This window comes from Streptomyces aurantiacus (assembly GCF_027107535.1).
Classification (GTDB): Bacteria; Actinomycetota; Actinomycetes; order Streptomycetales; family Streptomycetaceae; genus Streptomyces.
In genome coordinates, this window is record NZ_CP114283.1 from 4,603,786 (window position 1) to 4,627,996 (window position 24,211).

General features: G+C 68.8%; 22 protein-coding genes and 3 pseudogenes. 12 read left to right on the plus strand and 13 right to left on the minus strand.

The window, feature by feature from the left end; genetic code table 11:
* The first annotated feature begins 277 nt into the window (after positions 1–277).
* The 3 genes from O1Q96_RS22325 (at position 278) to O1Q96_RS44545 (ending at position 2,134) form a co-directional block, all read left to right on the plus strand.
* Positions 278–1,120: a DUF6461 domain-containing protein gene (locus tag O1Q96_RS22325; protein ID WP_269249884.1), complete on the plus strand. Its 843-nt coding sequence runs from the start codon at positions 278–280 to the stop codon at positions 1,118–1,120.
* Positions 1,121–1,393: 273 nt separating this feature from the next.
* On the plus strand, positions 1,394–1,777 hold the full coding sequence (locus O1Q96_RS22330; RefSeq protein WP_269249885.1) for a hypothetical protein: 384 nt from the start codon (positions 1,394–1,396) through the stop codon (positions 1,775–1,777).
* A gap of 234 nt (positions 1,778–2,011) precedes the next feature.
* On the plus strand, positions 2,012–2,134 hold the full coding sequence (locus O1Q96_RS44545) for a DUF7660 family protein (RefSeq protein WP_419586932.1): 123 nt from the start codon (positions 2,012–2,014) through the stop codon (positions 2,132–2,134).
* A gap of 39 nt (positions 2,135–2,173) precedes the next feature.
* Here O1Q96_RS44545 and O1Q96_RS22335 read toward each other — a convergent pair whose 3' ends face one another.
* Positions 2,174–2,701 (minus strand): hypothetical protein, encoded by a 528-nt coding sequence (locus O1Q96_RS22335; RefSeq protein ID WP_269249886.1) that lies wholly within the window; start codon positions 2,699–2,701, stop codon positions 2,174–2,176.
* An 18-nt stretch (positions 2,702–2,719) separates the two neighbouring features.
* Between O1Q96_RS22335 and O1Q96_RS22340 the strand changes: the two genes are divergently transcribed.
* Positions 2,720–3,241 carry a hypothetical protein gene (locus tag O1Q96_RS22340; protein ID WP_269249887.1) on the plus strand — a complete coding sequence of 174 codons (522 nt, stop codon included), beginning with the start codon at positions 2,720–2,722 and terminating at the stop codon, positions 3,239–3,241.
* Positions 3,242–3,343: 102 nt separating this feature from the next.
* Here O1Q96_RS22340 and O1Q96_RS22345 read toward each other — a convergent pair whose 3' ends face one another.
* Positions 3,344–4,213: an IS5 family transposase gene (locus O1Q96_RS22345; protein ID WP_269249888.1), complete on the minus strand. Its 870-nt coding sequence runs from the start codon at positions 4,211–4,213 to the stop codon at positions 3,344–3,346.
* 464 nt (positions 4,214–4,677) lie between these two features.
* Between O1Q96_RS22345 and O1Q96_RS22350 the strand changes: the two are divergent.
* A pseudogene (locus O1Q96_RS22350) lies at positions 4,678–5,546 on the plus strand (IS5 family transposase).
* 145 nt (positions 5,547–5,691) lie between these two features.
* On the opposite strand, the gene O1Q96_RS22355 reads toward O1Q96_RS22350, so the two are convergent.
* Positions 5,692–6,717 (minus strand): LacI family DNA-binding transcriptional regulator, encoded by a 1,026-nt coding sequence (locus tag O1Q96_RS22355; protein ID WP_269249889.1) that lies wholly within the window; start codon positions 6,715–6,717, stop codon positions 5,692–5,694.
* Between the two features lie 182 nt (positions 6,718–6,899).
* On the opposite strand from O1Q96_RS22355, the gene O1Q96_RS22360 reads away from it, so the two are divergent.
* From O1Q96_RS22360 to O1Q96_RS22370, 3 genes and pseudogenes are all read left to right on the plus strand, one after another.
* Positions 6,900–7,682, plus strand: a complete 783-nt coding sequence (locus O1Q96_RS22360) for a TIM barrel protein (RefSeq protein WP_269253687.1) — start codon at positions 6,900–6,902, stop codon at positions 7,680–7,682.
* Between the two features lie 50 nt (positions 7,683–7,732).
* Positions 7,733–8,758, plus strand: a complete 1,026-nt coding sequence (locus O1Q96_RS22365; RefSeq protein ID WP_269249890.1) for a Gfo/Idh/MocA family oxidoreductase — start codon at positions 7,733–7,735, stop codon at positions 8,756–8,758.
* 675 nt (positions 8,759–9,433) lie between these two features.
* A pseudogene (locus O1Q96_RS22370) lies at positions 9,434–9,880 on the plus strand (MarR family transcriptional regulator); the annotation flags it as partial.
* Positions 9,881–10,046: 166 nt separating this feature from the next.
* Here the strand turns inward: O1Q96_RS22370 and O1Q96_RS22375 are convergent.
* Positions 10,047–10,301, minus strand: a complete 255-nt coding sequence (locus O1Q96_RS22375) for a hypothetical protein (RefSeq protein WP_269253974.1) — start codon at positions 10,299–10,301, stop codon at positions 10,047–10,049.
* Positions 10,302–10,476: 175 nt separating this feature from the next.
* Here O1Q96_RS22375 and O1Q96_RS22380 point away from each other — a divergent pair, with 175 nt between their 5' ends.
* Positions 10,477–10,740 (plus strand): hypothetical protein, encoded by a 264-nt coding sequence (locus O1Q96_RS22380; protein WP_269249891.1) that lies wholly within the window; start codon positions 10,477–10,479, stop codon positions 10,738–10,740.
* Positions 10,737–11,102: a hypothetical protein gene (locus tag O1Q96_RS22385; RefSeq protein WP_269249892.1), complete on the plus strand. Its 366-nt coding sequence runs from the start codon at positions 10,737–10,739 to the stop codon at positions 11,100–11,102. The genes O1Q96_RS22380 and O1Q96_RS22385 overlap by 4 nt, the downstream gene beginning before the upstream one ends.
* A 621-nt stretch (positions 11,103–11,723) precedes the next feature.
* Here the strand turns inward: O1Q96_RS22385 and O1Q96_RS22390 are convergent.
* Positions 11,724–12,593: an IS5 family transposase gene (locus tag O1Q96_RS22390; RefSeq protein WP_269249893.1), complete on the minus strand. Its 870-nt coding sequence runs from the start codon at positions 12,591–12,593 to the stop codon at positions 11,724–11,726.
* Between the two features lie 282 nt (positions 12,594–12,875).
* Positions 12,876–13,703, minus strand: a complete 828-nt coding sequence (locus O1Q96_RS22395) for an IS5 family transposase (protein WP_269249894.1) — start codon at positions 13,701–13,703, stop codon at positions 12,876–12,878.
* Positions 13,704–13,989: 286 nt separating this feature from the next.
* On the opposite strand from O1Q96_RS22395, the pseudogene O1Q96_RS22400 reads away from it, so the two are divergent.
* Positions 13,990–14,797, plus strand: a pseudogene (locus O1Q96_RS22400) (IS5 family transposase).
* A gap of 5 nt (positions 14,798–14,802) precedes the next feature.
* On the opposite strand, the gene O1Q96_RS22405 reads toward O1Q96_RS22400, so the two are convergent.
* The 6 genes from O1Q96_RS22405 to O1Q96_RS22430 form a co-directional block, all read right to left on the minus strand.
* Positions 14,803–15,126 (minus strand): DUF6896 domain-containing protein, encoded by a 324-nt coding sequence (locus O1Q96_RS22405; RefSeq protein WP_269249895.1) that lies wholly within the window; start codon positions 15,124–15,126, stop codon positions 14,803–14,805.
* A 391-nt stretch (positions 15,127–15,517) separates the two neighbouring features.
* The gene (locus O1Q96_RS22410) at positions 15,518–17,101 is read right to left on the minus strand and encodes a multicopper oxidase family protein (RefSeq protein WP_269249896.1); all 1,584 of its coding nucleotides are present in this window, start codon (positions 17,099–17,101) and stop codon (positions 15,518–15,520) included.
* Positions 17,098–17,526 carry a hypothetical protein gene (locus tag O1Q96_RS22415; RefSeq protein ID WP_269249897.1) on the minus strand — a complete coding sequence of 143 codons (429 nt, stop codon included), beginning with the start codon at positions 17,524–17,526 and terminating at the stop codon, positions 17,098–17,100. Before O1Q96_RS22415 ends, O1Q96_RS22410 begins: the two co-directional genes overlap by 4 nt.
* A gap of 1,076 nt (positions 17,527–18,602) precedes the next feature.
* Positions 18,603–19,601, minus strand: coding sequence for a class I SAM-dependent methyltransferase (locus O1Q96_RS22420; RefSeq protein ID WP_269249898.1), 999 nt, complete (start codon positions 19,599–19,601; stop codon positions 18,603–18,605).
* 13 nt (positions 19,602–19,614) lie between these two features.
* Positions 19,615–20,715 carry a type III polyketide synthase gene (locus O1Q96_RS22425; protein ID WP_269249899.1) on the minus strand — a complete coding sequence of 367 codons (1,101 nt, stop codon included), beginning with the start codon at positions 20,713–20,715 and terminating at the stop codon, positions 19,615–19,617.
* A 135-nt stretch (positions 20,716–20,850) separates the two neighbouring features.
* The gene (locus O1Q96_RS22430) at positions 20,851–21,303 is read right to left on the minus strand and encodes a MarR family winged helix-turn-helix transcriptional regulator (RefSeq protein ID WP_269249900.1); all 453 of its coding nucleotides are present in this window, start codon (positions 21,301–21,303) and stop codon (positions 20,851–20,853) included.
* Between the two features lie 137 nt (positions 21,304–21,440).
* Between O1Q96_RS22430 and O1Q96_RS22435 the strand changes: the two genes are divergently transcribed.
* Positions 21,441–22,910 (plus strand): FAD-binding oxidoreductase, encoded by a 1,470-nt coding sequence (locus tag O1Q96_RS22435; RefSeq protein WP_269249901.1) that lies wholly within the window; start codon positions 21,441–21,443, stop codon positions 22,908–22,910.
* A 32-nt stretch (positions 22,911–22,942) separates the two neighbouring features.
* On the opposite strand, the gene O1Q96_RS22440 is transcribed toward O1Q96_RS22435, so the two are convergent.
* Positions 22,943–24,199, minus strand: coding sequence for a cytochrome P450 family protein (locus O1Q96_RS22440; protein WP_269249902.1), 1,257 nt, complete (start codon positions 24,197–24,199; stop codon positions 22,943–22,945).
* Positions 24,200–24,211: the final 12 nt, after the last annotated feature.

The following is a 24,211-nucleotide window of genomic DNA, read 5'->3' on the forward strand; positions in this document are numbered from 1 at the left end:
TTACGGAGAGCCGCTATGGCACTGCCCGCTGTGACCATCCCCTCGCTTCCAGCGCCCACACGGATCACAACCTGGATGTGGCCTGCGCCGCGGTCGGCAGCGAGATCGCCCGCACCGACGGCAAGTCCAGCCTGTTCTCCGAACCAAGCATCGAGTCTGTGAGCTCGTAACAAGATCATGTTGCTAACACGGGCTCGGCGCGATCCGAGGACCAGATCCAGCTGAAAGAACCGGCTTGCACCGGGCGTTGTCAGGGGCATCAGGCACACTGCGCCGTATGAACTTGGTGACCGCGCACGACTACGCCTGGATCCGCACCTCGCCGCTCTTCCGCCACGCGATGGAGAGCGGATACACCCTGACACTGATACGGGCGCGGACCCCGCGCGAGGTGCTGCGCGTGATGGGGGCGGAACCGCGCGGCACCGGGGAGGGAACGGCCGTGCTGATCGAGGCGGACGAGGCCCACCGCGCCGAGGTGGACTACGACTACTGGGACGAGTCCTACGTCGCGGGCGCCTTCAGCACTCCGGGTGAGAACGGCGCCTGGACACTCGTCCTCGGTTTCGACGGTGGCCTGGGAATCGCGGGCGCGTGCGTGGAGACGCTGTCGAAGGGCGGCCGGGTAGTGGCCCACTCGACCAACGGCGGCAAGCCCATCCACCTCTTCCACTGGTTCGAGGACGGTGAGCTCCGTACGACGTTCGAGGGTCCCTCGTCGCGCGACGGCAACACGCCCGATGAACTGGTCCCCCTGCTGCGGGAAGTCGGCTTCCCTCTGACTCCCGAGGGAGAGCACGACGAGAGCGCCCCGGACGTCGACGTGAAGGCGGCGGTCCTCGCTCTGGCCGAGAGACTCACCGGCATACGCGTCACCGAATCCCTCCTCCAAGACGCTACGTACGAACTGGGACTCGTCCCCGAACAGCCCGCCGAGGAATGGACCGGCGTTGTCATCGACATCACCGATGCCCAGGGGGAGCGCCTGCACAGGGAATGGGCCTACGAGGAGATCGCGACGGCGTCGGACCGCGCACGGGCGGAGGCAAACGCGCCGGTCGTGATCACCTACAACGAGCCGTCGGCCATGGATCGTTCGGAGTACGAGACGGGTGAGTAGCGAGCGGGCGCGTGGAGGATGCGCCGGTGCACTTGCCGCCCCTGGAACCTGATCCTGACCGCCCTGGCCCTGCTGCTCCTGGCCGCGCTCGGCGCACTGGTCTGACGGCCCCGTGTCCCACCCTGCACCCCGCCTCCGGTGGCCGGTGCGGGACGGGGCGCAGGACCGGACAGCCCGGCCCGGCACGCCCTTCTGGGAGGGAGCTCCACATGCCCGACACCCTGACCGCACGCCGTTACGCGGCGGACTCCCCGCTGGCGCACCCTGGACGCCATGAACCACGCCCGCTCCACGTTGTGTGGGTCGACGGCGGACGGGATGGGAGCGGGGTTGAGTGGTGAGTTGAGGAGGGATGATGCCGCCATGGCAGATGAGTCGAGGCGTCCCCTCAGCGAGCTTCGTCAGGGCGACGTCGTCCAAGCAACGATCACCGGTCACGAGCCATGGGGCCTCATGGCTCAACTCGACGACTACGAACCCGTGGGCGCCTCAATGGACCTGATTCGCCGTAAGTGCGAGCCTGGAGTGAAGCGACTCGCCCAGGAGCTGCCGCCTGTGGGGATGGCCATTGACCTCGTCATAGGCGAAGTGCGTACGTGGCACCACGAGCCGTGGATATGGGTGGATCTCACGGCATCCGGCCACGGCGAAAGCTGACTGGGTCGATCTGTCGAGAGGTGCCACAACACCTGACACCAACGGCTGACACCAACAAACGCGGACATCAGCGGTCAGCCGCGGCTCCAGGCGGACGATCATTCGAGGCTGCAAGCGAGTTGATAGAGGCCGTCAGCTACCCGTGATCGACCTGATAAGGATGAGGTCAGACCTCAAAGCCTGGATTGGGCACCGGGTGACGTTGTCGGGTGTAGAACTCGTGATCACCCACGCGTGGGCGCCATAGAGTCGCAGTCTGCGCCCGGGTGGTACGGCAACCAGGGGCAGAATCTACCGCCACGAGGCGACTGGACGTTCTTCGCTCGCGCCCTGGTTGCCGCCCGGATCTACGAGTGAGGCCGTGCCCCCGACGTGCCCGATTTCAGCCGAGCTCACTCATTGATCGCAGGAAATCTCAGTCAACCATTCAGGGGTGTAGCACTCAGCAAACGACCACTTCTGGTCCGAGTAGCGGTCATCCGTGCTGTCGGTGTAGACCTCAAGTCTGCTCTGCGGCGTCAGGCGGTAGTACTCGCGAATCGGGTCACCCTCCACGGTGGGATACGTGATCTTCAGTTCTGCGCTCTCGCCATTCTTGAGGGCTCGTCGGAGGCAGACGATTTCCCGCATCGCCTGCTTCTGTATCTCCTCACCCTGAGCCAAGCTCACCGCGCCACAACTTGAAAACTCGGTTCTAGCCTCCCAGCGGTCCTTGACCGGATCGTCCAGCATGCCGCAGCCTGCAGCCAGCACGGATGTGGCCGCTACTGCGATGATCCGTGCGCGGACCGAAACAACCGCCACGAAGCGACGGTGGACCCTGCTCTGGCCAGTCGTCCGTGCCAGGTGCGCTGGCCGCACCCGCTGCAACTGGTCCGGCACGTCGTTTTCGGCGTACACGAGCAGACCCGTCTTTGCTCTCAAAGCCCCTCCCCAAACTCAATGCTTGATCGCAGCCGGACCATACCCGCCGGCACCGACTGCTCGACATGGCGCTGCTCGTCGGCGCACCCGACGCCGACGAGCAGCGCGAGGACGCCGTCACCACCGCCGCGCACCACGTACCCGGACACCCTCGCCGCGGTGGTCGACGCGCTGGACTGGCAGGGCCACCCCGCCCTGCAGAACACCGGCACCGGCGCCGGCTCGTTCGAGCCGAGCGCGGTGGCGTGGCTGCACCACACGCTGCGCACCACGGAGGCCGACGGCGCGAGTGACGTGCTGACGCTGATCGTGCCGTGCACCTGCGGGCACGGCTACACCGACATCGTCCTCGACACGGAAGAGGTCCTGCTGGAGGTCCTCGCGGAGCTCCGGCCCACCCACGGCCTGTCCCTGACACGACGACCGTACGCCGGACTGCATCAGCGTTCCGGCGGTTGCCCCGCTGGGCTGCTGATCAGTCGTCGTCATCCCAGCCGTCATCCGTACCCGGGCCGTCGTTGCGGTCCGCCGCCGCATTAGCCCGCTCATCGAACCCTGACATGGCGGTCGGGCTTTCCGGATCCTGCTCCGCAGCATCGGCGATGCGGTCGGCCGACTCAGAGGTCGTTTTCTTCCAGTGTTTTATCCCGGAATCAGATGTTTGGTCTGCGGTGTCGGGTCGCGCCAGGAGATGGTGTTCTCGCCGGTGAGGCGGCGGGCCATCAGGTCGGTCATGGCGAGATGGATCATGGCTTCGGAGCGGGCGGGAAGGGTTTCGTAGTCGCGGGCCAGGCGGCGGTGGAGCATGAGCCATCCGTAGGTCCGCTCGACCGCCCACCGCTTCGGGATCGGGGTGAAACCCCTGGTCCCGGGTGTGCGGGCGGTGATTTCCATGTCGATGCCGAGGGTGGCGGCGTGCTCGACGAGGTGCTGGCGGTAGCCGCCGTCGACCCACACCTTGCGGATGCCGGGATGGCCGGCGGCAACCTGGTCGAGGAGCTGAGTGCCGGCCACGGAGTCCTGGACACTGGCCGCGGTGACCAGCACCGCCAGCAGCAGGCCGAGCGTGTCGGTCACGATGCTCCGCTTTCGGCCCACGATCTTCTTGCCGGCGTCGATGCCCTGGCTGGAGGCGTGAACGCTGGAGGAGGTCTTGACGCTCTGAGCGTCGATCACACAGGCCGACGGCTCGGACTCCCGTCCTTCCTTCTGTCGCGACAGCTGCCTGAGCAGACCGTTGAGCTGGGCGAACACACCTTCCTGCTGCCACTTCGTGAAGTAGCCGTAGACCGTGTTCCAGTGCGGGAAGTCGTGCGGGAGGCAGCGCCACTGAACCCCGGTCCGGTCCACATACAAGATCGCGTCCATGATGTCGCGCAGATCATGCTCGGGCGGCCGGCCGAAGTCCAGGGCCCTGCCGCGGCGCTCGAAGCGCCAGGCGGACAACACCGGCTCGACCAACCCCCAGCGGGCATCGGACAGATCACTCGGATACGGACGTCGCGCAGACATGCTTCCGGCATACCGCTCCGGACCAAGTGCGCCCAGGCGCACATCGGTGACGGCGGAAGCACGCAGAAGAACCGGGCGTCCTGGGATGAGACAGGAACAAGCCTCATCCCGCACCGCCCGTCACCCCATCCGATTCACAGGCCCCAATCACTCCCGCTGCCCCTTCCGCACCACAGTCCCACGCCCTGGGAACCGGTTTATATATGAGCAGTACGGATGAAAACGACCTCTCAGAGGTTGTTTTCATCTTGAGTGCGGCGCTCCAGGCAGGTTTGTTCTGCCTCTTGGTGTGCTGCTGGTGAGTCCGTGGTGGCGGTTCCTTTTGGTGAGGCTGGTGGTGTGACGGACGGGGTGGCGGTCTGCGCGTGCCTGTCTCATTCCAGGACGCCCAGGTCTGTCCCGTGCTTCGACGCGGCAGGATGCACGCCTGGGCGCACGCCCCCGGGCGGCGGTATGCCCAGGTCATGACGGAACGTCGTACGTATCCAAGTGATCTGTCCGATGCCCGCTGGGAGTTGATCGAGCCGGTGCTGTCCGCCTGGCGCCTCGAACGCCGCGGCCGGGCCCTGGACTTCGGCCGGCCGCCAAGGCATGACCTGCGCGAGATCATGAACGCGATCCCGTACGTGGACCGCACCGGCGTGCAGTGGGCCTACCTCCCGCACGACTTCCCGCCCCATCAGAGCGTCTACGGCTACTTCGCCAGGTGGCAAAAGGACGGTGTCTTCGTCCAGCTCAACGGCCTCTTGAGGGAGTTGGTCCGCCGGCAGGAAGGCCGCCAAGCCACCCCGTCCGCCGGCGTGATCGACGCACAGAGCGTCAAGACCACCACCAGTGCCCCCTCGCGCAGTCAGGGTATCGACGCGGGCAAAAAGATCGCAGGCCGCAAGCGCAGCATCATCACCGACACCCTCGGCCTGCTGCTGGCGGTCTGGTCACCGCGGCCGGCGTCCAGGACTCCACGGCCGGCCGCACCCTCCTGGAACAAGCTGCCGCCGACCACCCCGGCCTGCACAAGGTCTGGGTTGACGGCGGCTATCGCAAGCACTTCGTCGAGCACGCAGCTACCCTCGGCATCGACCTCGAAATCGTCCAACGCGCCCCAGGGGTCAAGGGATTCACTCCCATCCCGAAACGGTGGGCAGTGGAGCGGACCTACGGCTGGCTGATGCTCCACCGCCGCCTGGCCCGCGACTACGAAACCCACCCACACCGCTCCGAAGCCATGATCCACCTCGCGATGACCGACCTGATGGCCCGCCGCCTCACCGGCGAGAACACCATCTCCTGGCGAGACCCGACACCAGCGCATCAAAGCCGCATCCAGGGATGAAACAACAGGATGAAACGACCTCTCAGATCTGGAGCACCCGGCCCACCGACGGCAGGGACGACCGTCGGGCCGAACCGGTACTTTCTCGGTGTGGTCGGCGTCGTCGCCGTGGAACACACAGGCCGCGCACGCCCGGGATCTGCCTTCAGGGGGGCGGGGCGGACGTTCCCCGGACGACGAGACGGGGGGTGATGACTTGTTCCCCGGCGGGGATCTCCGCACCCTCCAGGCGTGCGACGGCCCGGCTTACGGCGAGCCCGGCGAGGCGTGCGATGTCCTGTCCGACGGTGGTGAGGTCGATGTGGGCCAGGCGGGCCAGATGGCTGTCGTCGAACCCGACGACGGAGATGTCGCCGGGGACCGCGACGCCGGAGCGGAGGAAGAGGTCGAGTACGCCGGTCGCGCAGCGGTCGTTGAAGGCCAGTACGGCGGTGGGGCGCGGACGGGTGGCCGACAGGGTTCGGGCGGCCTCGGCGCCTTCCTCCTCAGTGAGACCGCCGGGGAGAATGCGGATGAGTTCGCCCAGGCCGTGGCGGTTCATGGCGGTGCGGTAGCCGCGGCGCCGGTCGGCTGCGCCCGGTGCCCGGCCGCCGTCGATGTGGGCGATGTCGCGGTGGCCCAGAGCGACGAGGTGGTCCACCGCCTGGCCGGCTCCCTCGTCGTCGGCGGTCCGTACGACCTCCAGGCCCGGGACGGACGGCCGCAGCCGGCGGGCCACGGAGACGACCGGCAGTTGCCCGGCGAGTTCCGCCAGCCGCGCGGCGGGGGCCTGCGGGCCGAGCAGGATCAGCGCCTCGCAGCGGTCGTCGAGCAGTGTCTCGACGGCGCGCTGCTCGCCGCGTCCGGCGGCCACGGCACTCAGCGCGATCTGGTACCCGGCCGGTTCGGCCGCCGCGTAGATGCCCTCCACCAGGTCGGAGTGGAACGGATGCTGGAGGCCGAACTGCACCCCGAGCAGATGGGAGCGGTGGCTGCGGAGCAGCCGGGCCCGGGCGTCGGGTCGGTAACCGATCTCCCGCGCGGCCTGAAGGACGCGCTCGCGGGTGGCCTGGCCGGCCCCTTTCGCGCCGCGCATCACGATGGAGACCAGCGCTGTGGACACCCCTGCCCGCGACGCCACGTCGGCGAGCGTCGGTCGCTTTCCGTTGGGGACCGCTGGGGTCGCCGGCAACCTGTCCTCCCTGGTCGGGGTCGTCTCCTGCAGAGTCGACTATAGAACGTTCTAGCTTTCGCACGCCACCGGAGCCTTGACAGGGGAGGGCAGCAGCTGGCGTACTGCTGCTCCACGGAGTTCTAGAACGTTCTAGTTCCTTGAACGTTCTAGCCCGAAGTCGCGGAGAGAGGTACGTGGCGATGTACACACTGGCGGCCTGCGCCGAGATGGTCTTCCTGGAACTGCCGATCGACGAGCGGGCACGGCGCATCCACGATGCCGGTTTCCAGGTCGAGATCTGGGACTGGACCCGGCACGACCTTGCCGCTCTGGCCCGGACCCCGGCCAACTTCTCCTCCATGACCGGTTACATCCGCGGCAGTCTGACCGACGAGGAGGGTGCGGCCGAACTCCTGAGCACCGCCGAGGAGTCACTCAAGGCGGCCGAGCAACTGGGCTGCCCTCGCCTGAACCTGCACGGCACCGGACTGGATGGCCAGGGCCTGCCGGTGGTGCCGGTGAGCGGTGAGGTCACCGGTGAGATGTGGATCGCCGCCCACCGCACGCTCACCCGCCTCGCCGAGCTGGGCGAGAGCGCCGGGGTCGTCTTCACCCTGGAGAACCTCAACACCGCCGTCGACCACCCCGGGGTGCCGTTCGCGACGGCCGCCGACACCCTGGCCCTGGTCGCGGCCGTGGACCGGCCCGGGCTGCGGATGAATCTGGACCTCTACCACGCCCAGATCGGCGAGGGGAATCTGATCGAGCTGGTCCGCAGGGCCCATGCCCTGGGCCTGATCGGCGAGATCCAGGTGGCCGACGTCCCCGGCCGCCGCGAACCCGGAACCGGGGAGATCAACTACCCCGCCGTCGCCCGCGCCCTGGTGGGCCTCGGCTACGAGGGCACGGTGGCGATGGAGGCGTGGGCCTCCGGCGACAGCGAGCTCGCTTTGGAGCGCTTCCGCTCCGCCTTCACCGTCTGACTGTTTCCACTGCCTGTACCTACCCTGACGACGACGTACGGAGCACCCGCATGACCACCCAGCAGCCTCTCGCCGTCGGCCTCCTCGGCGCCGGACGGATGGGTTCGTTCCACGCCGAGACCCTCGCCCACCGCCTCCCGGGCGTCCGGCTCGTCGCCATCGCCGACCCCACCCCGGGCGCCGCGCGGAGCCTGGGCGACCGGCTCGGCTGCTCCACCGCCTACACGGACATCGGTGAACTGCTCGCCGACCCGCACATCGACGCGGTGGTGATCGCCACCCCGGCCCGTACCCACGCCGACCTGGTCGAGGCGGCCGCCAAAGCGGGCAAGGCGGTCTACTGCGAGAAGCCGATGGCGGTCACCCTCGCCGAGGCCGACCGCGCCATCGCGGCCGCCGCGGATGCGGGCGTGCTCCTCCAGGTGGGCTTCAACCGCCGCTACGACGCGGGCTTCAGGGCCGCCCACGAGAAGATCGCCGCCGGCGCCATCGGCACACCGCAGCTGTTGCGCTCGCTCACCCGCGACCCCGCTCTGGCCGACCCGGCCCGCATACCGCCGTGGACGATCTTCCTGGAGACCCTCATCCATGACTTCGACGTCCTGCGCCACCTCAATCCCGGTGCCGAACCCGTCGAGGTCTTCGCCATGGCGGACGCCCTGATCCGCCCCGACTTCAAGGACCGCGGCCTGCTCGACACCGCCGTCGTCACCGTCCGCTTCGACAACGGCGCCCTCGCCACCGCGGAGGCCAGCTTCCAGGCCGTCTACGGCTACGACGTACGCGCCGAGGTCCTCGGCGCGGCCGGGATGCTCACCATGGGCGACGTCCGCCGCACCCACCTGACCGCATACGGCCCGGACGGCGTCGCCGCCGAGTGCGTCACCTACGACCAGCACCTCTTCCACGACGCCTATGTGGCCGAACTCGCCGACTTCACCGACAGCGTCCGCACCGAGCGCACCCCCTCCGCCACCGGCGAGGACGCACGCGCTGCCCTGGCCATCGCCCTCGCCGCCGTCCAGTCCGTCACCACCGGCGGTCCCGTCCGCGTCGACAAGCTCCAAGACCTGTGAAGCACGGGTCTTCGGCCGCAGCGCGGACCCCAGCGCCGTGTGACAAGTACGGGGTGACGGCCAGGTCAGTCCAACATGCGACACCCCCGCTGCTCGAGTGCGGCGGGGGTGTCGGTGACTAGTAGACGTCTGAAGAGGGATGAGCCGACGGACAGGGCAACGACGGAGGCGATCAGTCCACCGACACCGACGGGTGCGGCGATCGGTGCGAGTGGGCCAGCCGCCCTTCATGGTCCTGACATGGCCATGAACAACGGACAATGACAAACCCTGTCCGTAACTTCGGCTCCGCGGCCGGCCGCGGCGGCAGAGCAGGGCTGCGCACTGTTTCGGTGAGCATCGGCTCCGGCAAGGTCCACATCACAGTCGATGCCTTCCACCCGGGCCGTGCGCCATCCGAGTGAGCGTGTACGCCACCCTGTTGCCGATGGGCCGCTACCCCGACCATGACCTCGACCACAGCCCCGACCACGGCAGACAACTCACGGCGCCAAACCGTCAAGCGGCGACGGCCAGCGTGGTGGGGAAGGCGGTGTGTTCGTCGAACAGGCGGTGGTTCTTGAGAGGGTGGTGGAGCTGGCCAAGCATGCGGTTGCTCGTCGGTGGAAAGGTCGGCGTGGCCGCAGATTTGCTGAAGGCATCCAAAACGATGAGCCGAGGCGTCAACCTCTCTTGCTGGGGAATGGGCGTCGGGGCAGGTTTCGTCATGTAGGGAGAAGTGATGGTTTCGCTCAGCGAGCCATCACCATCGAACTCGACTTGCGCGGAGCCCAGTTCGCGCAATGCAGCAACCTGCACCCGACCGACCTGCGTGCCCTGATCTGCCTGCTGGATGCCGCTCGGGCGCACACGCCCGCGACGCCCGGCTGGCTCGGGCGGTAGCTCGGCCTGAACTCCGCGGGCACCACGGCCCTTGTCGACCGGCTCGAGAGGCTCGGCCACGTGCAGCGCACACGCGACAGCCGTGACCGACGCCGTGTGCTGCTCGAGGTTGATGAACGGGCAGTCACCCTCGGACAGTCGTTCTTCGGACCACTGATCACGGAGGTCGTTGCTGCCACGCGGACCCACTCCGACGTGGAGCTGGCAACAATCCAGCGCTTTCTGCTGAACGTGCACGAGCCGTTGCCGCACAGCGAGGCCCTTCGAGCACCCGAAGTCCCGTGCCGCAGAAGAAGCGAGGACCTCAATGATCTGTCGGTGACGGCAGACCTCGAGACCCTCTTGACCGCACTGTATGTGGAGCCCGACGACGAGATCGGAGGGATCCCATGGATGGGGCGACCACCTAGAGGGGCAGGTCCTCGCGCAGGCCTTCATGCAGGACGGTGCGGTAGAGCCCCGTGCGCTGGCGCGGCTTGTCGAGGTCGTAGGCGGTCATACCCGACCACGCCACATGCACGGGCAGCTCGATCATGCCGGTCAGCGGCCCGTGCAGGTCTTCCAGGGTGGTGGGCAGACGCCGCCGGACCTTTTCCTGGTGGAGCGCAAGATCCTCCGCCACGTCCGACCCGGGCAAAGAGGACTGCCGACTGACTGCCATGCCTCATTGTGGCCGCCCGCGCAGGGTGGGGGCGGTGGTTGTCCGGGGCTGTTTGGAGAGTGTGACGTCGGCGGGGGAGAGGTCGGGGTGCCGCCAGGACTGCCGGCGCGGCAGGTAGGTCCCCGTCCGTCCGTTCGCTAGTCGCTGATACCGCTGGCTAGCTATAGTGGTGGGTATGGCGAAGCAGACGAACATCAGGCTGGACGACGCTGTCAAGGCGGCTGCCGAGGACCGGGCCAAGCGCCGGGGTCTGAGCCTGCAGGGATACGTTGCCGACTTGATCAAGGCCGATGTGGACCAGACACGTGCCGCCTTCATGGCCGGCGCTACGACGTTCCTGGCCGGGTACGCGGACGCGTTCGAGGCGGAGGTCGGTGAGGACCGGTACCCCGGTCTTCCGGAGGGACTGACGGAGAGCGCGCCGAGGGACGCCGCGTGAATCTCCGTGTCGATCTCGCCTGGATCCTGGCGGTGGCGCAGCAGATCCCGGGCGATCCCCAGGTCGTCGACTACGGCGTACCGGTGGCAGCGGAAGCGCGTCATCGCGCGGAGGTCCTGGACCGTGAGGTTTATCCCGAACCACATCACAAGGCCGCGGCGCTGTTGTGCGAGCTTGCGAGGAACCCCAGCCTGGAGGTGAGGAATCTGCTGTTCGCCGCCACAGTGGCTGCGGCCTACCTCTCGGCGTGCGGCCTCGCGGTGAGCCCCGGTTTGGACACTGTTCTTCCCTTGGCGCGCGCGGCCCGGGACGGGCTCCCGGTGCGGGAGGTCGCCGCTCAGATCAAGACCTGGACGAGCTGATCCAGCAGGCCCTTCCCACCGTGCCGTGCCGTGTCAGGATTCCGGGTCGTCAGCGAGCGGCGGTCGGTCCAGTCGGAACAGTGAGGTGTTCTGCCAGGCCCAGCAGGCTCAGCAGGGCCGTCATGGCCGGCGGCGGTCTGCGGAGCCGGGCAGCCGTGCCAGTCCGTCACTTCCAGAACCGTGCCGAACGTGTCCGGTTAGGCGGTGTGCACGTGGTGCGCGGCGGCTGTGACAGTGTCCTGGGCCTGTTGGTCGGCGGTGGGTACGCCGACCGGTCTGCGCCCTGTCGAGCAGCTGCGCCAGCGGGGAGTCCGCCCCATAGGGGCGGTGCGGTCGGGGTCAGGGTGTCGGGCATGTGGAGCTCCTTCCAGGGGTGTGCGGGGCCGGGCTGTCCGGTCCGCCGCTCCTGCTTCGGGCGCCGTGCTGTAGCGCGTGCCGGGGTCCGGAGCAGGACGGGGAATTGCCAGAGGCTGGGCATGGTGGTTCACGCCGTCAGGTCGTGGCGTGACTCGTGCACGTAGGAGCTCAGGTGGTCCGGGGTGCCGTCGTGGCACTCCAGGCAGATACCGATCGAGGTAGGTACTGGCGCAGAGCACTTAGAGGTCGTTTTCTTCCAGTGTTTTATCCCGGAATCAGATGTTTGGTCTGCGGTGTCGGGTCGCGCCAGGAGATGGTGTTCTCGCCGGTGAGGCGGCGGGCCATCAGGTCGGTCATGGCGAGATGGATCATGGCTTCGGAGCGGGCGGGAAGGGTTTCGTAGTCGCGGGCCAGGCGGCGGTGGAGCATGAGCCATCCGTAGGTCCGCTCGACCGCCCACCGCTTCGGGATCGGGGTGAAACCCCTGGTCCCGGGTGTGCGGGCGGTGATTTCCATGTCGATGCCGAGGGTGGCGGCGTGCTCGACGAGGTGCTGGCGGTAGCCGCCGTCGACCCACACCTTGCGGATGCCGGGATGGCCGGCGGCAACCTGGTCGAGGAGCTGAGTGCCGGCCACGGAGTCCTGGACACTGGCCGCGGTGACCAGCACCGCCAGCAGCAGGCCGAGCGTGTCGGTCACGATGCTCCGCTTTCGGCCCACGATCTTCTTGCCGGCGTCGATGCCCTGGCTGGAGGCGTGAACGCTGGAGGAGGTCTTGACGCTCTGAGCGTCGATCACACAGGCCGACGGCTCGGACTCCCGTCCTTCCTTCTGTCGCAACAGCTGCCTGAGCAGACCGTTGAGCTGGGCGAACACACCTTCCTGCTGCCACTTCGTGAAGTAGCCGTAGACCGTGTTCCAGTGCGGGAAGTCGTGCGGGAGGCAGCGCCACTGAACCCCGGTCCGGTCCACATACAAGATCGCGTCCATGATGTCGCGCAGATCATGCTCGGGCGGCCGGCCGAAGTCCAGGGCCCTGCCGCGGCGCTCGAAGCGCCAGGCGGACAACACCGGCTCGACCAACCCCCAGCGGGCATCGGACAGATCACTCGGATACGGACGTCGCGCAGACATGCTTCCGGCATACCGCTCCGGACCAAGTGCGCCCAGGCGCACATCGGTGACGGCAGAAGCACGCAGAAGAACCGGGCGTCCTGGGATGAGACAGGAACAAGCCTCATCCCGCACCGCCCGTCACCCCATCCGATTCACAGGCCCCAATCACTCCCGCTGCCCCTTCCGCACCACAGTCCCACGCCCTGGGAACCGGTTTATATATAAGCAGTACGGATGAAAACGACCTCTTAAAGAGTGTTTCGTCCTGGGGGAGTGTTTGGTTCGACGTCAGGTGTCGCGTCAGTTCAGGGTGGATTCGCGGGTCAGTCGTCTGCTTATGGGGTCGATCATCGCGAGGCGGATTATGGCTTCGGAGCGGTGCGGGTGGGTCTCGTAGTCGCGGGCGAGGCGGCGGTGGTGCATGAGCCAGCCGAAGGTCGGCTCGGCGACCCAGCGCCTCGGGATCACCTTGAAACCCTTTGCGGCAGGATCTCGGCGGACGACTTCGGCGTCGATGCCCGGGCGGGCGCCGTGGTCGATGGCCTTGGTGTGGTAGCCGGAGTCGGTCCAGGCCTTTGTGACCTGCGGGTTCGCGGTGGCGATCCGGGACAGCAGGTGGATGCCGCCGGCGTTGTCCGAGACGCTGGCGGCGGTGGCCCGGACGGCCAGGAGCAGGCCGAGAGTGCCGACGCCGATGTGGCGTTTGCGGCCTGCGATCTTCTTCCCTGCGTCGATGCCCTGACCGGTGGCCGGCGCGTTCGGGGAGGTCTTGACCCTCTGGGTGTCGAGCACGCAGGCGCTGGGCTCGGCGTCCCGGCCTTCGGCCTGTGGCACCAACTGGCGCAGGACGCCGTTGAGCTGGTCGAAGAGGCCGTCCTTCTGCCATGCGGCGAGGTACCCGTAGACGGTCTCCCACGGCGCGAAGTCGTGCGGCAGATAGCGCCATGGGATCCCGGTCCGGTCGGCATACGGGATGGCGTCCATGATCCGGCGCAGGTCATGCTGGGGCGGGTGCCCGATGTCCGGGCCCTTGCCCCTGCGCTCGGCTCGCCGGGCTGTCAGGGCGGGCCCGGTCAACTCCCAGCGGGCATCGGACAGATCGCTGGGATACGGGCGCTGTCGCGTCATGTTGCGTTGGTACCGTCGCGAGCAGCCTGTCCCCAGGGCGCAAACGGCGTCATGCGGGGGAGCTTTGGGATCAGACAGGAGCGAACTGCCTGAAACGGCCCGCCCGATGACACCCTTCGCCACATACACCCCATGATGCGCCAGGGCTCCAGCAGTCCCAGACCGACGCACCACTGAAGTATCACCAAACACACCCACCGGGACAAACACTCTTTTACTGATCATTTCAGAATGAGTCGAGCTGCGGGTCGTGTGCCCGACGATCTTGGTGGGCATGGTGTCGGGGATGCGTGCCGATCTTGTTCCTGACGACCTGTGGGAGCGGGTGGCCCCGCTGCTGCCGCCTGCTCCCGAGCGCCGCCGTCGGCATCCGGGACGGTTGCGCGTTCCCGACCGAGTGGCACTCGCCGGCGTGATGTACGTGCTGCGGACGGGTGTCGCATGGCGTGATGTCCCCGCGGAGAGGGTGGGCTGCTCCGGGGTGACGGCCTGGCGCCGGCTGCGGGACTGGACCGAGGCGGGTGTGTGGCCGCGTTTGCACGCTGTCCTGCTGACCGAGCTTCGCCGCGCCGGCCTGCTGGACCTGGATGACTGCTCCGTCGACGGGTCGCACGTCCGGGCCCTCAAAGGGGGGATCACACCGGCCCTTCACCCGTCGACCGTGCCCGCCCCGGCTCGAAGCACCACCTGGTCGTCGACCGTCACGGAACCCCGCTCGCCGCCACGCTCACCGGCGGCAACCGGCACGACGTCACCCAGCTCCTGCCCCTGCTGGACGCCATCCCACCGGTTCAGGGACTTCGGGGACGCCCCGCCGCAAACCCCGGCGTCTGTACGCCGACCGGGGCTATGACTTCGACAAGTACCGCCGCCTGCTGCGCCAGCGCGGCATCAAACCCCTGATCGCCCGGCGCGGCGTCGTCCACGGCTCCGGACTGGGCAAGGTGCGCTGGGTGGTCGAGCGCGCCTTCGCCTGGCTGCACCAGTTCAAACGACTCCGCACCCGCTACGAGCGACGCGCCGATCTCCACCAGGGCCTGCTCGAACTGGCCTGCAGCCTCATATGTCTCCGCCGCCTACGAACCTCATCCTGAAACGATCAGTTGGCTACGCTGTACCACCCCGGCCGCACCTCGGTCAGAAGCGGTTGCAGCGACTGCACTGCGGACCGCAGGTCCTGATCCGTGACGTCAAGAGGCTCCGGCAGGCTCAGCCCGTACCCGCGCAGCCGCCAGAGGTCGAAGACCTCACTCCCGTCGGCTGCGAAGTCCAAATCGACCTCAGTGCCGTTGTCGCCGACGAAGAGGCACCCTGCCCCGTGGACCTTGTAGAAGTAGGTGCCGATGTGATCACTCCGGCTGATCCGGCGCGAACGGGCCAGGCCAACGACGTCCACCAGCCGCTCAAGCGAGGGGATCGCCACCCTCGGGTCCGAAGGCTGTATGGGGACGGGGGGTTGCGTGCGGGTGTGTGCGGCTGCCGGGGCTGTGCCTTAGGGGTTCCTCGGTCGCACGGCTTTGCTGGGTTCTCCTGGGTGTATTGCGGACCGGTTCCAGGTATATGCCGGAGCCGGGGTGACCGTCCTCTTGGCCATGGTCTTCCCGGAACATGTCGAAGAGGGTATTGCGACCCTGCGCTCTCTGGCGGAGGCCATGGACAGGGCCGGGGTGGGGGACTGAGGTGCGGTTGCGCCGCTGTACCGCGACATCCGCGGCTGAAGAGGCCCGCCCCGGAGCGGGCCTCGTCTTGACGGCATCGCTCAGGGTTTCCTGGGCTTGTCTGGGTGTGTGTGGGGGTGGTGGGGGTGGGTGGGGTTAGTGGGTGGTGAAGTCGGCCATCATGGCCATGTCTTCGTGTTCGAGGTTGTGGCAGTGGATCATGTAGGTGCCGGGGTAGTGGGTGAAGTGGGTGGTTATTTCGACGGCTTCGGCGGGGTGGAGGTTGATGGTGTCTTTCCAGCCGTGGTCGAAGGTTCCGGGGGTGTGGTTGTTGCGGGTCAGGACCTGGAAGTGGTTGAGGTGGAGGTGGATGGGGTGGTGGAAGTTGGTGGTGAACCGCCAGATTTCTATTTGGCCGAGTTGGGGGCGGGCCAGTGTGTGTCCTGGTTTGTATTCTTTGCCGTTGATGGTCCAGCCTGTGGTGGAGCCGCGGAAGTGGAAGTCGCGGGTGATGGTGGCCCGGCTTGGGTCGAGGCGGGGTATGTCGCTGAGTCGGTGGGGGACTCTGGTGTCGTCGTGGGGGGAGCCGGAGCCGGTGTCGAAGCGCATGATCTGGGCTGTGGGGCCGTCTGCGTTGCGGTTGAGGAGGCGTACTTGGGTGCCGGGGCGGTAGCGGGAGAAGTCGATGATGATGTCGAAGCGTTCGCCGGGGGCGATGTCCAGGGTGTCGTGGGGGCGGGGGGTGTTGAGGAGTCCGCCGTCGCTGCCGATCTGGAGGAGGCCGCCGCCGCCTGGGGGCTGGGGGTCGAGTTGCAGTGTGTACAGGCGGGCGTTGGAGGCGTTGAGGAGGCGTAGCCGGTAGCGCAGCCGTTGGGTGTGGTGCACGGGCCAGGGGGCGCCGTTGACGAGGATGACGTCGCCCAGGACGCCGTTCATGTAGGTGTCGGTGACGCCTGGGGTGTGCAGCTGGGGGTCCAGGGCGGGGTAGCGGAATGATCCGTCGGCGGCGAACGAGCGGTCTGTGATCATGAGGGGGATGTCCCGGTCGCCGCGGGGCAGTTCCAGTTGTTCTTCTTCGTCGTCGTGGATGAGGTGGAATCCGGCGAGTCCCATCCAGACGGCGGTGCCGGTGTAGCTCATGCGGTGGTCGTGGTACCAGAGGGTCGCGGCGCGCTGGTCGAGGGGGTAGGTGTAGGTGCGGGTTCCTTCGGTGAGGTCCATGGGGTGGTGGCCCATGGATGAGCCGTGGGGTCCGCCGTTCATGTCCTGGTGGACGCGGTGGGCGTCGTAGGAGCCGTCGGCGGGCAGGATCAGGGAGGTGGGGTAGCCGTCGCTGGCTGCCGGGGTGTGGCCGCCGTGCAGGTGGACCACGGCGGGGCGGTCGAGTTCGTTGCGGTGGCGTACGACGGTGCGGCGTCCCGAGCGGGAGACGATGGTCGGTCCGGGGAAGGTGCCTGCGTAGGTCCATGCCGGGGTGCGCAGTCCGGGCAGGATCTCCAGTTCGGTGTGTTGCTGGGTGATGTCGTAGTGGTCTGTGGTGCCGCTGGTCGATGTGGGGGCCAGCACGCGGGGGATCGGCAGGGGGGTGCGGAAGGGGGCCGGCAGTTCGGTCTGGCTGGGGAGCACGGTGCCGGGGCGGCCCTCGCGTGCGTAGCGGCTCAGTGCCGGCCAGCCGGCCGCGGTCAGGGCGCCGGCGCCGAGCATCGCCCCGCCGGCGCCCAGCAGGGTGCGCCGCCTCATGTGGCCGGCTCCGGCTGGGGGGTCTGGTCCGGGGTGCGGACGGCGGCCGGGGCCCGGGCGGGCAGGGGGGTGGTCATCACGCGGTGGGAGAGCACCGCGACGGCGGAGACGAGGATGACGCCGAGCAGGACGTGCAGGGCGACGCTGCGGGCGAGTCCGAGGGCGATCTGGGCCACGAGTGCCAGCAGCACGACGACCGAGGCGGGGAACACCGCGGCGGGTCCGCCGCGGCGGCGCACGAAGAACGCGGCGACGGCCATCAGGAGGGCGGCCACTGTGATGACACGGCCGAGTGTTCCGTGCATCGCCAGCATGTCGAAATGGCCGCCGAGAAAGCCTCCGGCCAGGGCGACCTGAACGAGCATCAGAATCGACTGGAATGCCGCGGTGATGCGCAAGGACAGCAGAGCGGGGCGCAAGGACATACCGCTGATCCAACCCGGATGCCCGGCGGCCTGCAACCCGGATCCGGCCTTTTGGCAGGGCAGTTGAGCGATCCTCAAGTGACCCTCGAACGGGCAGGGACGATAAAGCCATCGGGTGGGGTGGAGATCGAGCCACAGGTTCTCTTCGGGCTGTGTGGTGTGCTGTCCGCCCGGTGCGGGACGCGTCTCATGCCCGCCGGCCCCGCCCTCCCTTTTTTCTTCTTTTTTGGGGGGAGGTGTTGCGCGGGCGGTGTTCATCTTTGACGCAGTTGGTCGGCCGGGAAGGTCCGCCGTCGCTGACGGCTGCGGATTGCGGCCGGCATGTTTCCCGTTCACCGGAAAACGGGCCGGCTGTTTCCCCCCGTTGGCGAAAAGGGGCCTTTCCCGCCCGCCCGGCCGGTAGGGCACGGCCGGGCGGGCGGCGTCGATGGCTCCGCATGGTGTCCTGCCGTCGCTGACACGGGCGCACCGCAGGGCACGGGTACGGGTGCTGACGCACCGGCGGGTACGGGCGCGGGTGCGGCGGATGCGGGCGCACCGCCGGGCACGGGTACGGGTGCTGACGCACCGGCGGGTGCTGACGCACCGGCGGGTGCGGGCGCACCGGCGGGCGGGTGCTGACGCACCGTCGGGTGCGGGTGCGGGTGCGGGTGCGGGTGTCCTGGTGTGGCCGTGCCGGGAGGGCCGTGCCCGGGCTTGAGCGCCGCGTTGCCCGGGTGCTCTGCGGGAGGGTCCTCACGCGCCGGCCGGGCGCCCGGGAGTGGGGTTCCCGCAGGCAGGGGCGCCGCGGGGGTGGGGTTCTCGCCGGCAGGGGGTCCGGGTGCATCAGGGGAGGGCGGCGGTGGCGGGGGCGCAGGAGCGTTTCGAGAGGGCGCCGGTGCCACCGTCTCGGAAAGGGCGCCGTCGCTGTCGCTGTGGGGGTGTGGGGGAGCGCGGTGGTGGTGGCGGGGTTCGCGGCGGCCGGTGACGGCGGCACCCGCGGCACCCGCGGCGGCGGCGGGCTGGGCGGTGGCCGGGTTGCTGTGGCGGGTTGGGCGGTGGTGGTGGGTTGGGTGGTCTGGTTCTTCGGGGGGTGGTCAGCGGGCGATGACGAGTGTGGCGGGGGAGGGGGTGGGGTGGAAGGAGATGGTTTCGAAGCCGGCTTCGGTCAGCCAGGCGGTGTAGTCGGCGCGGCGCCATGTTCCGCCGTTGTTGCTTTTGAGGAGCATTTCCGAGGCGAACAGGAGGGGGAAGGCGGGGCCGCTGCGGTCGTCCTCGACGATGTAGTCGCATACGACGAGGGTGCCGCCGGGGGTGAGGGCGTTGCGGAGTTTGGTGAAGACGGCTGTGTTGTCTTGGGGTCCTTCCTGGTGGGCGACGTGGGAGTAGACGGCCACGTCGTAGGCGGCGGTGTCGAGCGGGACGGTGTGGAAGTCACCGTCCAGGCTCGTGAACCGGTCGGTGAGGCCGTGCTGGGCGAGCAGGCGGCGGGCGATGGCGTTGATGGGCTGCCAGTCGAGCTGTGTGGCGCGGGCGGCGGGGTTGAGGCGCAGCCACAGGGAGGAGAAGATGCCTGATCCGCCGCCCACGTCGAGGATCGAGAGGTGGGTGCGTCCGGCCAGGTCCAGGAGGCCGGCGGCGGTGTGTGCGGCGGTGACCGACAGGCCGGCGATGGCGGTGACGACGTTTTCCCAGTGGGGGTTGTCGGCGACCTCCACCATCGGGGCGGTCTGCGGGCCTCCGGCGGCGAACACGCCGAGGCGGCCTGCGAGTTTGTCCATTTCGGCGAGTTTGAGCTGGGCGAAGCCGCTGATGTCGGTGGGCTGTCCGTGGACCAGGTACAGCGCGGCTTCGGGGGTGTTGCGGTAGGTGCCGTCGCTTGTGGTGAGCAGTCCCAGGCCGACGAGCCCGTCGAGGAGGGTCTGCATGCCGCGTTCGGCCAGGCCGGTCTTCTCGGCCAGCGGGCCGGCACGGTCCAGGCCGCCGTGGATGAGGGTGAACAGCGCGTGCCCGGTGGCCACGCCGAGGAGGCCGGTGGCCCAGTAGCCGCTGGCGATCTCCAGGATCCGGTGGGGGGAAGGCAGGGTGCCCGTCATCGTGTTCTTCTCCTCACAGGGTTGCCGGCACGGCCTGCCGGCGCAGGTCCGCGGTGATCGCGGGCGCTTCGGTGCGCCAGCTGCCGACGGCCATCTCGGCGGTGATGCCGGGGCCGAAACCCGCGATCACTCCGGTGGCGTGCTCGGTCATCGTGTCTTCCTCGAACTGCCTGCGCAGCGCGTCGAAGACGACGGCGCTGGCGATGTTCCCGTATTCGGTGAGCGTCGCCCAGCTGTGCCGGAACATGTGGAGGTCGACGCCCAGGAAGGTGCTCAGGTCGGCGAGGATGCGCGGGCCGCCGGCGTGGATGATGTAGAAGTCCAGGGCGCCGATGTCCCAGCCGTGGCTCATCGCGAGGTCCCGCAGGACCGGTGCGAGCGGCTCCATGGTGCCGGGCACCCGGCGGTCCAGCTGGAAGTGGAAGCCGGTGGACCGCACGGCGTAGGAGATCCAGTCCTCGGTGTGGGGGATGATGTACGAGGCGTTGCGCTCCAGCCGCACGCCGGTGCCGCCGCTGCCGCGCACCACGGCGGCCGCGACCGCGTCGCCGAACAGCCCGTCGGACAGCAGGGAGCCGATGTTGTCGTCGCCGGGCTGGTAGCACAGTGAGCACAGTTCGCAGGAGACGATCAGCACGTTGCTCTGCGGGTAGGCGGTGCAGAAGTCGTGGGCCCGGTTGACCGCGGCGCCGCCGGCGGCGCAGCCCAGCTGGGCGATGGGTATCTGCCGGGTGTCGGTGCGGAACCCCATGTTGTTGATCAGCCATGCCGTCATCGACGGCATCAGGAACCCGGTGCAGGACACGAAGATGATCGCGTCGATGTCCCGGGCGGTCAGCCGGGCGTTCGCCAGGGCCCGTTCGATGACTGGCGGGCATCTCTTCTTGGATTCGGCCTCGAATATCCGGTTGCGTTCCTCGAGGCCGGGATGGCGGAGCGTCTTCTCGATCGGCTGGACGATGTGCCGTTTCTTCACACCGGTGTTCTGGATCAGCCTGAGTGCCAGCGGCAGCTGCGGCTTCCCGGCGTGGGTTTTCTCGGCGAACTTCAGGGTTTCTTCAAGGGTGATGACGTATTCCGGCACATCCACCGCCGGTTTGCATAGCGTTGGCATATCCGTGAAGTCCACCTTCTGAGGAGTCGGCTGGGAGTTCGACACCTCGATACTCTGACGCACCGCGCTTGAGGGGCACTTGGAGCGGACTCGGGTTCCTTTGGTGCCGGAGAGGGAAGTGTCATGTGCGGGTGGCTATTCGTCCTGGCGCGCGATAATCTCTTCCAATGCCCGCCGCAGCAGGGCGATCTGGTCCTGTCCGAGGTAATGGGCCCACATCCGTTCGATGTCCCCGAGAATCCGGGCGCCGGCCAGCTGGCCCTGCGCTCCCCGTTCCGTCAGCCGGATGATCTTCGCCCGGCGGTCGCCCGGGTCCGCTGTCCGCTCGACATAGCCCAGCCGCTCGAGTTCGTCGACCACTTCACCGATCGCCTGCTTGCTGAACCCGGAGCGTTCGGCGAGCGCGGTCAGCCGTGAGCCCTCGGGGCCCACGAACCGGAAGACGGAGCCGTGCCGGAACCTGATCCCTTCGAACCCCTCCTCGTCGAGGCGCCGGTGGAGCTGCTCGACGGTGAGGTCCTTGGCCTGCGTGAGCAGGGTGGGCAGCGGAACCCGGCGCTCGCCCGGCTCCCCGGATGGTGTGGTCATCTCGGGCCACCTTTCTGGCACAGCCAATGTCGTCAGGGTGCTTGACTAAAAAGTAGTACGGTTGCTTGACTAACTCTAGCGGGGCCGGCGACCCGGCCGCGAGACACGATGCGACACCGGTCAGGAAGGGAACAGTCATGAGCAGTTCGGGCCAGGAGAACACCCAGGTCACCCGCAACACCCAGACCGCGCAGGACGCGCAGGGCGCGCAGGATGCGGGTTTCGGCGCCGAGGCGCTCGAAGCCTTAGGCCGGCGGGTGCGGGGGCCGGTGCTGACGCCCCGGGACGAGAGGTACGACGCGGAACGGGCCGGGGCGCAGACCGCGCGCTCGCACCGGCCCTCGCTGCTGGTGGGTGCGACCGGTCCCGCCGATGTGCAGGCGGCGGTGGAGTTCGCCGGCCGGCACGGCCTCGCGGTGGCGGTCCAGGGCACCGGCCATGCGCTGGGGGCCGTCGCCGGCGAGGGCGGCGTGCTCATCAACACCTCCCGGATGACCGGCGTGCGGGTGGACGCCGGGGCGGGCACCGCGTGGGTCGCCGCCGGGGTGAGCTGGGACCGGGTGATCCACGAGGCGGCGCCGGCCGGGCTGGCCCCGCTGGCGGGCTCGGCCCCGTCGGTCGGCGTGGTGTCGTACACCCTGGGCGGCGGCCTGGGACTGCTGTCGAGGCGCTACGGGTACGCCGCCGACCGGGTGCGGAGCATCGATGTCGTCACGGCGGACGGCCGGCTGCGGCACGTCACCGCGACGTCGGAGCCCGACCTGTTCTGGGCGCTGCGCGGCGGCCGGGACAACTTCGGCGTGGTCACCGGCCTCGAGATCGACCTCATGCCGGTTCCGGCGCTCTACGGCGGGGGACTGTTCTTCGACTTCGCGTCGGCCCGCGAGGTCCTCGAGAGGTATGTGCAGTGGTCGGCCGGCATGCCGGACGAGATGACCTCCTCCGTCGCGGTGATCTCCTTCCCCGACCTGCCGGTGCTGCCGCCGCCGCTGCGCGGCCGGCACGTCCTGCACGTGCGCATCGCCTACGCGGCGGACGACCTCGGCGCCGGCAAGGATCTGGTGGCGCCGCTGCGGGCGCTGAACCCCTTCAACGACACCGTCCGTGAACTGTCCTGCGCCGAGGTCGGCACCGTCCACAACGACCCGACCGCGGCGGGCACCTTCGAGTCCGGCACCGCCATGCTGGGCGCACTCGACGCCGGCGCGGTGGGGGCCCTGCTGGACCACATGGGACCGCACACGCCGGTGCCCCACGTCGTCGAACTGCGGCACCTGGGCGGACGGCTCGCGCGCCCGGCCGACGTCCCGAACGCGGTCGGCAACCGCGACGCGCACTACCTGCTGAGCGTGGTCTCGCGGCTGGAGCGCGCCCCCATCACCGACATCCGGCCCGCGCACGAGCGTCTTCTCACGGCCATCGGGCCCTGGAGCACCGGAGGCCGGGCCCTGACCTTCCTCAACGGCGAGCGGGACGCCCAGCACGTGCGCTCCGCGTACGAGCCCGAGGACTACCGGCGCCTCACCGAGATCAAGGCCGCCTACGACCCGCAGAACCTCTTCCGGCTCAACCACAACATCCCGCCGGCCGCCCCCGGGCAAGGCTAGGACAGGCCCCGCCCCGCCCGGGGGGAGGGGCGTCAGCGCTTCTGGGGGCCCAGGTGCACGGGCAGGCCGGTGACGGAGTTGGAGAACAGGGAGGGGACCGGGGACAGCTCCAAGGGGTCCACGGCGAGCCGCAGTTCGGGATAGCGGGCGAACAGCGCAGGCAGCGCGGCCATCGCCTCGGCCCGGGCCAGGCCCGGGCCGATGCACACGTGCGGTCCGGTGCCGAACGCCAGATGCCGCTTGACCGGCCGCGTGATGTCGAACCGGCCGGCGCTCTCGCCGTACTGCTTGGGATCACGGTTGACACCGCTCCACGGAGCGAGGATGGCGTCCCCCCGGGGAATGGTGACGCCGGCCACCGTGATGTCCTCGGTCGGGAAACGGGCCGGGAAGTTGCCCACGGGGGAGTCCCAGCGCAGGGTCTCCTCGATGACCTGGCTCCAGAGGGCGGGGCCGCCCTCGCGGACCATCGCCAGCTGCTCGGGGTGGGTCAGCAGCGCCCGGGTGGCGTTGACGATCAGACTGATCGAGGTCTCATGGCCCGCGCCGATCAGTGTCCACAGGGTGTCCTCGAGTTCCTCGCTGGTGAAGGCGTCGTCGGCATCCTCGTTGAGGGCGAGCAGCGCGCTGGTCAGGTCGTCGGCGGGCTCGGCGCGGCGCATGGCGAACAGCCGCTGGAACAGTTCGTGCCGCTCCTGCCCGGTGGCGCGGAACTGCTCGGCGGTCGTGTCGGCGCGGATGACGGTGCTGATGAGCTCACGCAAGCGTGACCACCACGCCTCGGGTATGCCGATGAGCTCGCAGATCACCTGCATGGGGAACGGGTAGGCGTAGTGCCGCCGCAGATCGACCGTGCCGTCCGCCGCGGCCCGGCGCGGCAGGTCGTCCAGCATGGCGGCCACGATCCGGTCGATCCGCGGCCCCATGCTCTCGACCCGGCTCCGGGTGAAGGTGCGGGTCAGCGGGCGGCGCAGCCGCCGGTGCTCCGCACCGTCGCGGGCCATCATGTTGTTCAGGCGGATCATGCCGAGCAGCGGCCAGTCGTCGGGGATCTCCCCGCGGCGCAGCGCCTCCCAGTTGCGCCAGTCCCGCCCCACCCTCGGGTCGGCGGCCAGCTCGGCGAGCAGCGCGTAATCGGTGACCACCCACATCCGCACACCACCGGGCAGCACGGCACGGACCACCGGACCCAGGGCGCGCATCCGCGCTGCCTCCCCATGGCGGTCGGTGCCCGACGGGTCGATGGAAAAGAGCGCGGAAGAATTCTGGCTGAGCGTCGTCAGGGTCATGGTGACATTCCT